The sequence below is a fragment of the uncultured Tenacibaculum sp. genome (assembly GCF_947498805.1).
GTDB lineage: Bacteria > Bacteroidota > Bacteroidia > Flavobacteriales > Flavobacteriaceae > Polaribacter.
This window is the reverse complement of record NZ_CANMLT010000006.1, coordinates 51437-65813: the sequence shown is the minus strand read 5'-3', so window position 1 is coordinate 65813 and position 14377 is coordinate 51437. Positions and strand designations below refer to the sequence as shown.

The 14377-nt window shown below is 29.3% G+C and carries 11 protein-coding genes and 2 tRNA genes; 3 read left to right on the top strand and 10 right to left on the bottom strand.

Features of this window, described 5'->3' with window-relative positions; translation table 11 throughout:
- The first annotated feature begins 27 nt into the window (after window positions 1-27).
- Window positions 28-1635 carry a S8 family serine peptidase gene (locus Q0873_RS13050; protein WP_299107992.1) on the top strand — a complete coding sequence of 536 codons (1608 nt, stop codon included), beginning with the start codon at window positions 28-30 and terminating at the stop codon, window positions 1633-1635.
- 238 nt (window positions 1636-1873) lie between these two features.
- Window positions 1874-1946, top strand: a tRNA-Met gene (locus tag Q0873_RS13045).
- 137 nt (window positions 1947-2083) lie between these two features.
- On the opposite strand, the gene Q0873_RS13040 is transcribed toward Q0873_RS13045, so the two are convergent.
- The 8 genes from Q0873_RS13040 to Q0873_RS13005 form a co-directional block, all read right to left on the bottom strand.
- Entirely contained in the window at window positions 2084-2965 is an 882-nt protein-coding gene (locus Q0873_RS13040) for an alpha/beta hydrolase (protein ID WP_299107990.1), read from the bottom strand.
- A 44-nt stretch (window positions 2966-3009) separates the two neighbouring features.
- The gene (locus tag Q0873_RS13035; RefSeq protein WP_299107988.1) at window positions 3010-3876 is read right to left on the bottom strand and encodes an alpha/beta hydrolase; all 867 of its coding nucleotides are present in this window, start codon (window positions 3874-3876) and stop codon (window positions 3010-3012) included.
- 91 nt (window positions 3877-3967) lie between these two features.
- Window positions 3968-4228, bottom strand: a complete 261-nt coding sequence (locus Q0873_RS13030; protein WP_299107986.1) for a hypothetical protein — start codon at window positions 4226-4228, stop codon at window positions 3968-3970.
- 59 nt (window positions 4229-4287) lie between these two features.
- A complete protein-coding gene (locus Q0873_RS13025; RefSeq protein ID WP_299107984.1) occupies window positions 4288-5661 on the bottom strand; it encodes a serine hydrolase domain-containing protein in 1374 nt (457 codons plus the stop codon).
- A gap of 116 nt (window positions 5662-5777) precedes the next feature.
- Complete coding sequence (locus Q0873_RS13020; RefSeq protein WP_299107982.1) at window positions 5778-6485, bottom strand: hypothetical protein; 708 nt, start codon at window positions 6483-6485, stop codon at window positions 5778-5780.
- A 149-nt stretch (window positions 6486-6634) separates the two neighbouring features.
- Window positions 6635-7531, bottom strand: a complete 897-nt coding sequence (locus Q0873_RS13015) for a hypothetical protein (RefSeq protein WP_299107980.1) — start codon at window positions 7529-7531, stop codon at window positions 6635-6637.
- Window positions 7532-7788: 257 nt separating this feature from the next.
- Entirely contained in the window at window positions 7789-8340 is a 552-nt protein-coding gene (locus tag Q0873_RS13010) for a porin family protein (protein ID WP_299107978.1), read from the bottom strand.
- 101 nt (window positions 8341-8441) lie between these two features.
- A complete protein-coding gene (locus tag Q0873_RS13005; RefSeq protein ID WP_299107976.1) occupies window positions 8442-9530 on the bottom strand; it encodes a helix-turn-helix domain-containing protein in 1089 nt (362 codons plus the stop codon).
- A 661-nt stretch (window positions 9531-10191) separates the two neighbouring features.
- On the opposite strand from Q0873_RS13005, the gene Q0873_RS13000 reads away from it, so the two are divergent.
- A tRNA-Met gene (locus Q0873_RS13000) sits at window positions 10192-10264 on the top strand.
- A 432-nt stretch (window positions 10265-10696) separates the two neighbouring features.
- On the opposite strand, the gene Q0873_RS12995 is transcribed toward Q0873_RS13000, so the two are convergent.
- Both Q0873_RS12995 and Q0873_RS12990 read right to left on the bottom strand, forming a co-directional pair.
- Window positions 10697-11311: a response regulator transcription factor gene (locus Q0873_RS12995; RefSeq protein WP_299107974.1), complete on the bottom strand. Its 615-nt coding sequence runs from the start codon at window positions 11309-11311 to the stop codon at window positions 10697-10699.
- 1 nt (window position 11312) lies between these two features.
- Window positions 11313-14135, bottom strand: a complete 2823-nt coding sequence (locus tag Q0873_RS12990) for a two-component regulator propeller domain-containing protein (protein ID WP_299107972.1) — start codon at window positions 14133-14135, stop codon at window positions 11313-11315.
- Window positions 14136-14377 lie beyond the last annotated feature (242 nt).

The following is a 14377-nucleotide window of genomic DNA, read 5'->3' as shown; positions in this document are numbered from 1 at the left end:
TAATTATTTTTAACCTAAATATTATTTATGAAGTTTAAACTGTTATATATTTTAATTTCCATTCTGAGTTTCAGTACATCATTGGCTCAGACTACTAATTCAAAATCTTTAGAAATTAATAAAAATTGGTGGATGAAAGAGAAAAATGATAGTTTGGCTAGCACAGACTTTATTAAACTTTTTAATCAAATTGCTACTAATTCAAAAAAGATTAAGAAAGAGGTGATCGTGGCGGTTTTAGATTCAGATATAGATATTTATCATGAAAATTTCAAAGACTTTTTATGGTTAAATAAAAAAGAAGAGTCAAATGATAGTGTAGATAATGATGATAATGGCTATGTAGATGATGTACATGGTTGGAATTTTTTAGGAAAAAAAAAGGATGGTTCGAGTTTAGAATATACATTAATAGAAGAGACAAGAATTCTTCGAAAGTTTTCAGAAAAAGAAATAACTAAACTAAAGGAACAAAAAAAAGTGTTTTTTTCATATGATTCTGTAAAAAAATCCTATGATAAAATCGATAAAACATTAAAAGAGGAAATAGGCCCATATAAAGCGGCGGAACCAGGTTATGTGTTTTGTATGGATACGTTAAAAAAAGCGTTTCAAAAGAAGCAACTTACTTTGCATAATATAAATGCGCTTAAATCTAAAGATACTCTCTTGAAAACGTGTATTTCATATGTGAAAAAAATGCATGAAGACGGGTATCCATATAAGGAATTTATTGATTTTTTAAATCATAAAAGAAATTCCTTAACAAGCTGTTTAAATTTAGATTATGACAATAGAGAACAGATTGGTGATGATATTTATGATATTAATGATACTAAGTATGGTAGCCCTTTATTTTCTAGTGTTACTCATAAAATAGATCATGGAACAGAAGTGTCAGGAGTCATTATTAGTGCTTTACAAGATATAAAAGAAACTCATGAAGTTTTTATGCCAATTAAAATCATGCCTTTATGTATTACTGGTATAGGTGATCCTACAGATAAAGATACGGCTCTAGCCATTCGTTATGCCGTAGACAATGGAGCTAAAGTTATTAATTTAAGTCAAACAAAATCATTTTCCATAAATAAAGAATTTGTAGACAATGCTCTTAGGTATGCTGAGAAAAAGGATGTGCTTATCGTAAAATCAGCTGGTAATGAAGGGGTGAATTTGGATAGGGTAGTTAGGTTTCCAAATGATAATAATAAACTCGGGAGGGAATTGGTAGATAATATGATAGTAGTAGGAGGATGCACAAAATTCACAGATAAGAGTATCTTCACAGGCAATTACAACTATGGTAAAAAGAATGTGGATATTTTTGCACCTTCAAAAAAGATATCAACTTTTTCTCCTAATAATAATTATACAGAATCTAGTGGTACATCTTATGCGGCTCCTATTGTTTCTGCTATTGCTGCAATTATACGCTCTTATTACCCAAGTCTTTCGGCTAAACAGGTAAAGCAAATATTGATGGATTCAGGCACTTCCTATGAAGTTAATATTCCATTTAGTCAAGAAGATGGTGCTGAAAAACTAATTCCTTTCTCTGAATTGTCAAAGTCTGGAAAGGTAGTAAATGCTTACAATGCTTTTATGATGGCGAAGAATTTTGTAGAGAGATAATACAATTTGTATTTGAATTTTTCATTTATACCGAATAGAATAGTATTATGAAGTAAATGGGATAATAATTATTCTTTTTGAATATGGTTATTAAAATATCAAAATTGATTTCTATTTTTATTATATTATTTGAATGAGGAGCTCTTTTAAGGTGATAATGATTAGTTTTAGATTTTTTTAAAAATTAAAATTTATCAGGATTTAACTGGAGAAAATATGTGTATTTGCAACCACAAATCGCGAGATAGAGCAGTAGGCAGCTCGTCGGGCTCATAACTCGAAGGTCACAGGTTCGAGTCCTGTTCCCGCTACTAAAAAAACCGATTGTTTTACAATCGTTTTTTTTATGCCTGGATCATGGTTAAATCTAGAATGTATATTGGAGGCATCTTAATTTCTGAAATTTTAAAACTTTAAGTTAAAAGGTTGGTTATATATTATAGCGGACTTAAAGTAATCGAATAATTTCATTAAAAGAGATTTTCGCTTCTTTCATTATTGGTAAAAGCGGCCATATATGCGGCATACCATCTCCTATAATTACCCTAAGCTCGACATTATTTTTTTTCATTTTTTGAGCAGCTAATTTACCATCTGGATACATTATGTCATTTTCAGCAAGAAATAAAATAGTATTTGGAAACACTTTAAAGCTACCATGCAAAGGAGAAATCATTACATTTTTTAAATCATTGTTATCAATACACATTTTCTTAGCACTTAGTACTCCATTCTTAGAAAGCATTGGATCAATTTTATTAATTCTTTCAATTTCTGGGTTAGACATACTAGCATCCATAACAGGGGTAATAAGGATAATTTTATTAGGTAATGCTACGTTTTTAATAACGAGTCTTTGAATTAAACTAGTTATTAAAGTTGCTCCAACAGAATCTCCAATAAAAGAAATTTTGTTTGCTTGAAATTGTTCTAAAGCACTAGTATATATAGCATCTATATTCTCTGATATTTTCAATATTTTGTTTTCTGGTGATTTTGGATAATCACACATCCAAACTTTGTACTTCTTGTTGCTAATAATTTTTTGAGCAGAATCCCAATGATGTTGAGCAGGACCCGAAATAAAAGCACCTCCAGGGATATAAATTAGTAAGTTGATAGCGTGCTCATTTTTGCCTATTTCAGTTACTAGAGTTTCAAGTATATTAAATTTATTTAATATATAGGTTTTGGAAAAAAAGCCTTTTGGTTTGTGTACATCTTCTTTACGAATCTTCATATAATCAATTGGAGACTTACTGAAATTCTTTTTTACTCCTTTTAACTTTAATGCGAGTAAGAGTAGATAGTATGATAACGATTTTGACATGATTCAATAAGATATGTTTTTTTAATAATTATGATGTATTCATTTTATACTGATAAATCTATGAATATTTCTTCAGCATGATTAAACAATAATAGATGTCCTTCATTAAGGCATTTGTTTAAGGTAACCTTGTTTGTTCTATATGCCATTAATTCAGTCCATTCATAGGGTACATTATTATCTTTTATTCCACACCAAAAAGCAATAGGAACTGGAATCTCATTTAGTTTAAACCCCCAGTCTTTTACTAAAATATTTGCTATTTCATAAGCAATACCTTTGCTTCCATTTCTAAAAGCTTCCTTATACATGCCTTCAATAACTTCTATTACAGCAGTGTTTTTAAGGATTTTCTGATCGGGTTCACTCATGATTTTTAAAAAATGTTGAAGTGATTTTTGGGGGTTCTTAGCTACTTGTTTTGCTTGTAGTTTCAGTAAGTGTTTTAACAAAAAAGGAAATGATTTTGCGAAGCTCAACATTAATTTGACTTCTTTTGATAGATGCTGCTTACTTTCTTTAGTATATGGAGCAAAACCATTGATTATTGTAGTTTTATAAACGTTTTTAGGAAATAAATAAGCTATGCCTAAGGCAAAAGGAGAGCCTGCGGACATTCCCGCGGCAGAAAATTTATCAACCTTCAAATAGTCCAGTAATTGTTTAGTGTCGCTAGCGAAACTTAAAATAGTTCCGTTCGAATTAAAATCTGATAATCCATGGCCAGGTCTGTCAATAGTGATTACTCTTAAGTTGTTTTTAAAAGTAAACGAAAGATCGTAATGCATTTCTAATCTCGAACTTTGAGAACCATGACAATAAACAATCGGGAAACCATTTAATTTACCATATTGAGTAAATCCTAATTTTCTTTTGTCTTTTAATATAAAATATTGATCTGATTTATTCATTGTAATAGTTGGTTTATAGTTCAAGAAAAGATTACGTTACTCAATTGAGCAACGTAATCATGAATCAAAAATTAATCAAAAACCAATACTTCTATTGTTTTATTGTTACGTATATAGCTATGGTAACATCTTTTTGAACATTCCAATCTCTAAGACTAGATAAACGAGAAATTACTTTCCCTAATAATTGTCTACTATACTGAAAGGGGTCTTGTTCGCTATGGTTTTCTTGATATATCCTAATCTGCAAATCATTAATTTCATTAGAGATGGTTCCAATATTTACATAGGCTAGCTTATCATTATTAACTCCTTTAGTAGTATCTTTTAAAGTTATATGTTGAGATAACAAATGCTTGATAACAATAAAAAAGTTAAACTAACCTTTAAATATATTTTGAAAACTGGATTTTATTCTTGAAATACATAGTTTGAAATTTTTCTTGCAATTGAAGTAACATATAATTCAGGTGTATTACTAAGAACAATAATGGTGATGTCTTTTTTAGGGTATATCCAGAAGTCACCTGAAAAGAAATCACCTCCACCAGAGTGATGTATTAACTTGCTTTCTGAATTATGGTTTTCAATAAACCAACCATAACCATAATTTTCATTTCCTCCATTATATTCAAAATGAGGATAGAAATATTTTGAGGTTGTTTCTTTATCAAGTACGATATTATTTCTTATTGCTTTACTCCAAAGTAGGAGGTCATTGGTGTTTGATAAAATACCTCCATTACCCTTAAGATTGAGATAAGGACCATTGTTACTCCAATTTTCTTCATTTGGTTTTTTAGCTTCTATTCCATCTAAAAAACCATTGGCAACTTGGTTATTTTTCCAATTTGGAATCGTATAACCCGTATAATACATTTTTGAAGGCTTAAAAATGTTTTCATTCAGGAAAGTTTCATAATCCATTCCACTGACTTTCTCAATTATAAGAGTGAGCAAACTATACCCCACATTAGAATAATGAAATTCTTGACCTACTGGACTAATCAATTTACTGCGAAATACTTTTTTTATAAATTTCTTTTCTGTAATTGCATCATAATCTCCACCTATTCCAATTCTTAAGCCAGAGGAATGTGTTAGGAGTTGGTGAATGGTTATATCCTTTTTGTCTTTTGGTACTGCGTCAAAGTATTTTGAAAGTTTATCGTTTACTGAAAGTTTATCTTGCATTGATAGTTTTAGTATTCCAGCGGCAGTAAATTGTTTGGTAATAGAGCAAATACTAAAAACGGTATTGATATCATTCAATCCATTTGCTTTACTATTTTTTTTACCATAAGCTTTATTAAATATTATACTATCATTTTTAGCAACTAAAATTACTCCTGAAAAGCCTCTTTTAATAAGTTTTTTATCAATTGTAGTAAGGTCATCTATTTTTACTTTTCCGTTACGAATTGCTTTGACCGTTCCTTGAGGTTGTATTAGAATTAACTCATTAAAAACATTATTCTCTAAATTGTTAAATTCTAATTTAAACCCTTCTTCATTCTTAAAAGCAAATTTATGTTCTCCTGTTTTTATCAATTCACTTTCTGTATCTCCCGATACAAACAAATATAGTTTAGCGCCATTCTCTTTTTCTTTGGTGTAAATATGTATTATAATTCCTGTTGCTTCATACATATACTCGCCAACATATTGTTGTAAATTATTAACTGTATTTACATTTTTAGCTTTTGACTTCATATTTTTACAGCTAACACTCATTAAGGCTAATGAAGTAATTAGAAGTAATAAAATTGATTTTATTTTTTTCATTTTAAGTTTGTTTTTTGTTAAGAAACAATAAATGGGAAGCTTATATCAGAGTTAATTAAAGGAAGGGATTTGTTTTACTCCAAAAGATGTTTCCTTACACGATTTTTGACTAAAAATTACTTTTTCTCCATTATAATTGGACGTAATTTATTTTTTAAAGCTTCAAATTCTTCAAGAGATATTATCTCTATATCTAGTAAAGTTTTTGCCTCTTTTAATTTTGAAATGGCTTCTTCTCTAGTCATTTTTCTGTTTTTTAATAAAATCTCACCAGATTCAATAGCCAATTCAGTGTCCATAACACTTAAGTATTTATTTATTCCAAAAGCTCTACCATTGATTTCTCCTAGTACCATGACTAAAAACAAAGGTTTCTTTTTACTCCCTCTGTGATAGGCTTTTATTTCTTTAACCATAGCTTTGGTGTTTTTTAAGTTGTTACTAGCCATAATTTCGTCTTCTCCAGCTAAAGCATTCATGATACTTCCAAATCCTGCAGGTCTTCCTTTTTTTATAAATTCATAAGTTTTCTTAGTAGTACTTCTGGTTCTAGAATACCCGAATTTTACTTCTTTACCATAAAGTCCAGAAAGAGTTCTAGAACTTAACTCTTGTGAAGTTGGAGTTCCTAAAATAATGGTATCACCTACTTTAACTACATTATCGTTTATTGTTCTGTATTTTTTAACTAAAGTTCTATTTCTAATTTTTTTAAAGAACTTTATGTCTTGTGTGTTTTCATACGTTAGTGAATCAATAATTTTTTGAGCACTTACACTTGTTGCAGTTAATACAATTGTTATTAATAAAATAAATTTTTTCATCGATTTTAGATCAAGTTATTTTCTTTAAGGTTTTAACTTATTACTAACTGCTGTCTTTGCAAAAGATTAGCTGCATGTTTTGAACAACTAATCTTTAGCAAAGGCAATTAGAAAATGTGTAATAGGAGGGCATAAACAGTATGACAAATCTACTTTGGGGCAATTCCAAAAAAATCTTTAATTGCATCTACAATAAGATCCTCATAAGTTTCATCATGATTTCCATTTCCAGAAATTATAGATGCATTTCTAGTTTGTAAAAACTGAATTTCTTCACTGGTAAGACGACCAACGGCATTGTCGTTTTTCCCGTAAACATACATTAGGTTAGATAGGTCATTAATAGCTCTCAAATTTTGCGTGTACCGGTTTTTCGCTATACCTGCAAACAATCTAGCAGTATTTCTTTCAGCTGCGCTTGCACCTGGGTTTGCAGCTATATCAGGTGTAACAGCATTTATAAACTTACTATCTTTTCCTTCTGCAGCTCCTTGCCAAATTTCATCATTTATATCTAGTCTGCCAGTAAGAATTATGTACTTGTCTGCAACATTAATTCCATGTTTTGCAATGAGCTGTTGAGTTAAAAAAGCTCCATAAGAGACACCCAATACATAAACGGTTCTACCTTGGTCTTTAAAAAACTGAATCGTTCTAAACAGATTTTCTACACTTTCTGCATTAAAATTAACAGCTTGTTCTAGGGTTAAATCATTATTGGTGAAAGGATCTAAGTTTTTTGTTTGAGCTTGATGTACATTGGCCATTAAAACATCATCAGTATTATAGCCTTGGAAGAATAAATTCACCGTGCCTTCATCTAGTTGATAGCCGGGGCCACCTTGAGAGTTGATCAAAACTGTAGAGGCACTTTCATTCCCTTTAAAGTAAATTAATTCTTTAATTTCTTGTGATATTTTTAAAGCCTCTACATCATCTTTTTTAGAACAAGATATTATGATAAGTATTAAAAATAGCATTGAAGTAAATTTCCCAATTAAAGAATGATAATTGATGTTTGTAGTTTTTAAGTATACTCTTTTCATTTTTATAATTTAAATTTCTACAGCAAAAGTATAGCGGGCTTATAAAAAAGAATCTTGTTTTGGAGCTAGAGAAGTGCTAAAATGTTAGGATTATACGAATCAGGACTTTTTAAAAGTTATTTGTAATTTTTATAAAATAGTTCTTAGACAAGTTAAAGAGATTATATAATTATGAGTGCTTCTAAAAAGCATCTCTGTGTTATAATAAAAAAACCAAGTCTAGTTGCTTGGTTTTTGAACTTTGAATTTTCTTTATTTTAAAAAAGAAAGTAACCAATAGATACTTGGAATACTTCATTTTTAATTTTTGTGCTAGCGTATTGATTAGCGGCTCCAGTACTTATATTAGATAAGCCATAATTGTATCTTGCTCCCAAACTTAGTCCGTTTTTAAATTGATAGCCTAACCCAACATCCACTCCAAAATCAAAAGTTTTGAAGGAACGTTTTACATTTACTCCGTTGGTATTTGCAGAAAGCAAAAAGCCTATTTGAGGTCCTGCTTGGATACTTAACCCTTCAGTTAAATAATACTTCCCTAATAAAGGAATATTCAAATAATCTAAGTTAACCGAGGACCCTTGTTTTGAATATAATAATTCAGGTTGAAAAGAAAATTTTTCAGAGATAGGTATTTCAGCCATAACACCTACGTTGAAATCTGTTTTTCGGTCAGATTTTAGTGAATTAGCACCTGTAATTTGTGCAAAGTTTAACCCTCCTTTAATACCAAATTTAGTTTCTTGTGCATTTAAATTTGTAAGCCCTAAAACTATAATTAGGGTCGTAAACCATGATACTTTTTTCATCTTTTTAAATTTATAATTAAGAGGTTCAAAAGTATATTTGAAAAGAAGATAAAAGTTGATTTTTAAAAATAAGAAGTACTGAAATAATAAGAATTAACGAATTAGGACTTTTTTTGTAGTTTTCTATAAGCTCCTGGAGACATTCCTAAATTAGTTTTAAAAACATTGTAAAAAGCACTTTTAGATTTGAATCCAGACTCTAAACCGATTGCCTCTACAGAATATTTGTTAAAAACAGGGTCGTGAAGTAAGTTTTTTGCGGTTTCAATTCTATATTCATTTACAAATTGAATAACACTTTTATTAATTTCTTGATTTATGATTTGAGATAGATACCCTTCGCTTGTACCTAATTTAGTCGCCAAATCTAATCTGCTTAAAAGAGGGTTTTTATACAATTCATCATCTTCCATTAGTTTATAAAGCTGACTTATAATTTTAGAGGTAGTATCTGTTTTTATTTTCTTTTTGGGTTGAAGATCACGTGTCTTTTTAGAAACTAAATAACTATGTATTTCTTCTTTTTGTTCTATTACTTGTAGTCTAAGTATTCCGTAGTATAATACCCACCATAAGCATAAAGACATAAGTATCCATTGGATATATATAATATGAAATGATTGGAATACATAGGCTTCCACTCTTGTTAAAATCCAAATGGTAATAAGGCATATAATAAAGAGATTTAATCTTAGTAACCAATGTTTTTTATCATCTGAAATAGTGGTTGAATTTTGTATTAGTTTTCTACTCTTAAGAATTAAATGTATGTTAAATCCAATAGAAACAAAGTCTCTGATTAAAAAAGCTAGAATTTCAAGAATGGAATTATATAGATTGAACGCATATATGGGGATTTCTAGAACGATAGAAGCAATAAAAGGAAAGTATATCCACTTGTATTTTTTTTCGTTAAGAAGCTCATGGTCAATTTGAATTAAAAAATAAGTAAACAAAGTAGCTGCAAAAAGTAGGTCTAATCTAAAGTTGCCTAAAATTTGAACACTAAGGGAAGTCATATGAACATCTCCCCATACTAATAAAGTTAAGGTGGCTAGCAGGAATAATGATATCGAAAGATAATTATTCGCACGACTTTTATAAAAAGAATTCATGACCAATGAGATACTTAAAAAATATCCAATAATTACGCTTGTAATCATTATAATGTCTAGCGCGCTTTGATTCATTCTTGATGCTATGTTGAAAGCTTAAATAATTGTTGAGCTATTATGAACTCGCTAATATATGATGTAAGATATACTAGTTCGTTAATTAAATTATAATGTTTTTTTTATATTTTCATTTTTATGCTAATTTTTTGAATCAATTTCAAATATAAAAAGGCAAGTAAATTAGCTACAATACATAAAAGAAAAATCAAATAATAAGGCTCTTCAAAAACTGGAAATAAATTTCTCGGGTCGTATGATAATTTCTTAAAAATTAAAAAAGTTAACATGAATAGAAACATAGACAACAAAATGTATATCATTTCATGAACGGAGAATTTTCTTTTAAAGCTGAAATAACGAAGTGTAACAATACCTAAAAGCGATGGAGAACTAAGAAATGATAGTAGTAAAAAGATAATCATAAAATAGTCAAAATCGAAATAGAGATATACGTATAAACAAGTAAAGCTAAGTAAGTATGCAAGGGCAAAATGAACGATGTTAACTGTTTTTTCTGATTTCATTGTTTTTTTGTTGTAGCCTAAAGTTATTGATAGATTGAGTTTTTTAGCATGGGAATTTAGAAGATATCCTTCAAAGGAAAAAGTAATCATTAAATAAATGCGATTTTATTTGGATTTTATCTAGAAAAGATCGTATATTTGCAACCGCAAATCGCGGGATAGAGCAGTAGGCAGCTCGTCGGGCTCATAACCCGAAGGTCACAGGTTCGAGTCCTGTTCCCGCTACTAAAAAAGGCTTCACAATTCTGTGAAGCCTTTTTATTTGTTGTTATATTCAATTATTTGAAATAAATATAATTGATGTTTTCTCAGGTGAAAAAGTAATTCTTACAATTAAAACATTTGTACTTTTTTTTATACCGCATTAGTTTTTCGAAAAAAGTTCTTTTTTTTCTGCCTAATATTTTCCCCTGACATTTAGGACAGTTAATCATCTTTCTTATAATTTTATAGTAAGTTATTTCCTACAAAAGTATTTTTATTATCATGATTTGAGTTCACCCTAAAAGGGCGATATTTTGATAAAATAACTTCGATCTTTAAAAAGATGTATAGAATGAAGATTAAAATAAGATTAAGAAGAACTGGGTTTTTGTATCCACTGTAAAGGACACCTTTTATAGTAACTTTCTTAGAAAAAGATAGCAATTAGAGGTATTAGTATTTATTATTTAACTTTTCAATTAGTTCCTCTTTTTTACTTACATGTAGTTTTTCATAAATATTGCGGGTATGTGTTTTGATGGTATTTATAGACAAACACAATTCCTCAGCAATGGTGGAATAACTCTTTCCTTTTGCTAAAAGTTTTACCACTTCATTCTCTCGTGTTGTTAATTCATCCTGTTTAGGTATTTGAAAATAAGCAATTACTTTTCTAGCAATATTACCACTCATAGGAGACCCTCCATTTTTTATTTGTTTTAACGCATTAATGAGCTCTTCAGGGCCGGTGTTTTTGGTTAAATAACCAATAGCTCCGGCCGATAGAGCGTCAAAAATATAATCGGAATCTTCATATACAGAAATAACAATGCTTTTAGCATTTGGGTTTTGAACTTGGAATCTTTTTACACCTTCTATTCCATTTATTCCCGGTAACTTAATATCTATTAAGATAATCTCTGGGTCATTCTTTTTACAATATAACAATGCATCTTCACAATTAGAAAATGCCCCAGTTACAGTGAATTCTTCTGAAGTATTGATAATTTCTTTAAACGATAATAAAAGACTTTGATTGTCTTCAATAACAACAACTTTGGTTTTCATTTTACTCATTAATTTTTCCTTTAAAATAAACCCTAAAACCATTGCTTGTTTCTAGGTTTAATTCTCCATTAATCGATAGTACTCTTTCTTTCATGTTTCGTAGCCCGTTTTTTCTTTCAGTAGCGTTTATGTCAAATCCAATTCCATTATCCTCAAGTTTTATTTCTAGAATATCATCATGTAAATAGAGTGAAAATAATACTTCACTAGCTTTACTATGTTTTAGGGTATTGGTCATTGCTTCTTTAAATACCAGTACTAATTGTTTATTCCAATAATGAGGAAGCGTAACATCTAGTTTTGCTACATTGTTACTACTCTTAAAATTGATATCAGAATATTCAAACAACTTTTCGCCAAAATCATTTAAATAGATTTGAACTTCTCTTAGCTCATTGTTTTTATAATCTAAAGACCACACAAAGTCTCGCATACCCGCATATAAAGAATTGGCATCTTTATTAATTTGAAGTAGACTAGGGTAGAGGTTACTTTCTTGTAAGGTCTTTTTTAATGATAAGTTAGACAGCATAGAGATACTAGCCAATTTATTTCCTAAATCGTCGTGAAAATCTTGTGCAATTTGATGACGTACATTTCTTAAATCTTCTTGTAGCTTTTCTCTTTCATGTATGGTCTTTTGAAAAATTTCATTTTTCTTCCTTGCTTTTACAAGTTGATTATAAACAATTAGAAGGATAGAACCCGCTACACTAAAAATTAACAAAATATAAAACCATAATTGTTCATACCATGGGTTTATGATACTAAACTTGTGTGGTTTTGTATAGTTCCAGTTACTTAAACCATCTTTAAATCTAAACACTAATTTGTGATTCCCTTGACTTATATTTTTAAAACTAAGTTCTTGATTCAACACATTTACCCAATCATTTTCATTTAATGTATACTGAATTTTCACCGTATTTGGATTCGTGAAATTTACAGGAACAATATTGAATACTTCATTTGTTTGACTTACTTTTAAGTCGGTATGCAATGATGGAGCAAAAGGTTTTAAATTATCATATTTAAAAAGCCCTCTGTTTCCTGCAACATATAAATAATTACTATGTTCAGTTATTTTCTTTACAGAAGATGATTTTTGCCCTAAATTTTTATCAATAGTATAAAAAACATCGTTTTTAAAAACGTTCAATCCTTTTTGAGTCGCTATCCATAAAACTCCATGTTCATCAACAAACAAATCATTAATGTGGTTACTAGATAAGCCATTATTAACGGTATAACAGGTAACAGAGTCATTAGAAACTTTGTATACCCCAGAATTTGTACCAACCCAAATAACATTGTTTTGAATGGCTATATCAGTAAACATATTAGCTTCAATACCCATTTTTTTATTCCAATGTGAAATTTTATTCTCTTTGGTATTGATACTGTAAATACCCAATCTACCATAGATTCCAAAAATTTGTTCTTTGTATTTTGCAGCACTTTGAATAAAAGTCCCTACATCGAAATGCACAAGTTTTTTCGTAAGCTCTCCTTGTTTATTTTCTATTTCAACCCGATTATAAATCAGCTTATATTTTTTATTCTTCTCTATAAAATCATATTCCTTGCTGCTTCTGTTATTTACTTTAATGCCTTTAAAAAAGAGGTTGAATGCTGATTTCTCTAAGTTTGGTATAATTAACTGAAGCTGTGTGTTGTTTCTGATTTGAAAAACCTCTGTATGGAAGGGTATTTTATTTAAATATACCGTGTCGAAACTATCTATAGAATAGATAACATTTGGAGCAATGGCAAAAACTCCTAATTCACAAGAAGCCACATCTCTCAAGTCTGATTTTGAAAAGTATCCTTTATCAAAAAAAGCATTCCTTGTGTTGGGTAGTTGGTATACTCCATCGCCATAAGTAGTAATCCACAAATTTGATTTGTTATCAAACATAAAATCTGAAACAGAACTTTTAATGGTGATTTTTTTTGAGATGTTGGTTAGGAAATCATTCTCAATATCATACTTGTAAAACTCTCTTAACCCATCATTTTTATTAATAAAAACAAAGTATAGGCTCTTTTTAAAAAGCTTTATTTGAATTATTTTTCCTGAAGGTAAATTAAGTTTTCGTTTTTCTAAAAACTTTTTTTGATCATAAAAAAAGACAGTGTCGAATGAAGCAGCTACTAGATAATCATGTTGCTTTGTTAGCGCATGTATAGGAGTATTATTAATCTCCTTTAAATTTTCTTTCTTAAGATCAAAACCATCTAAAGTATAAATCCCTTTGACTTCATCTTTTGTAGCTACATTCAATTCAGAGTCATAGATATATAAGGTATCTTCAATATAATTCTGATTTATGTCTAACACCACTTTTTGAATATTAATCTGATCAACCAGCTGCAAAAACTCACCTTTATATTCTATAGAAAGAGCAATTTTCTGATTGTTTTTTAAATCATAAAATAGTTGTTTACTGGTTCCTGTAGCACCGTATATCAAAGAATCATTTAGCTTATATACCTTATGAATTTTCGAGTAATCTTTAGAAGGAAGGTCATTTTTATAGATACTGTCATTTTTTAAAATATGTAATCCTCTACCCCAAGTACCTATAATTTTTTGGTTATTAATGCTGTCCTCTTCTACATCAATTACATAGTTAGATTTTAATCCTTTTTCACTTCCGAAGACAATAAATTCTTTTCCATTAAATTTCACCAACCCATCATCCGTACCCAACCAAATATATTCCTCAGAATCTTGAATAATTTGATAGGTAATGTCATGAGGTAATCCATCTTCTGTGGTGTAGTGTTTATAAACAGTTTTTTGCCCATAAACGATGCTCATATTCAATAAGTATATAAGAATAATTACTTTATAACTATATGTTTTTATGGCTTTGAACACGTATCTAGATTGAGTTACAAATATCTATAATTTAAGAATAGAAAAATCACCCTTTTGGGGTGAAGTCTGTTTGTGCTCTTCAAAGTAGTTTTGAACCTTAATTTTATAAAGATGAAAACTATTCATCTTGTAATTTCATTATTGAAAAATAAGAAAATTTATACTTAAAAGATTAAAGATTG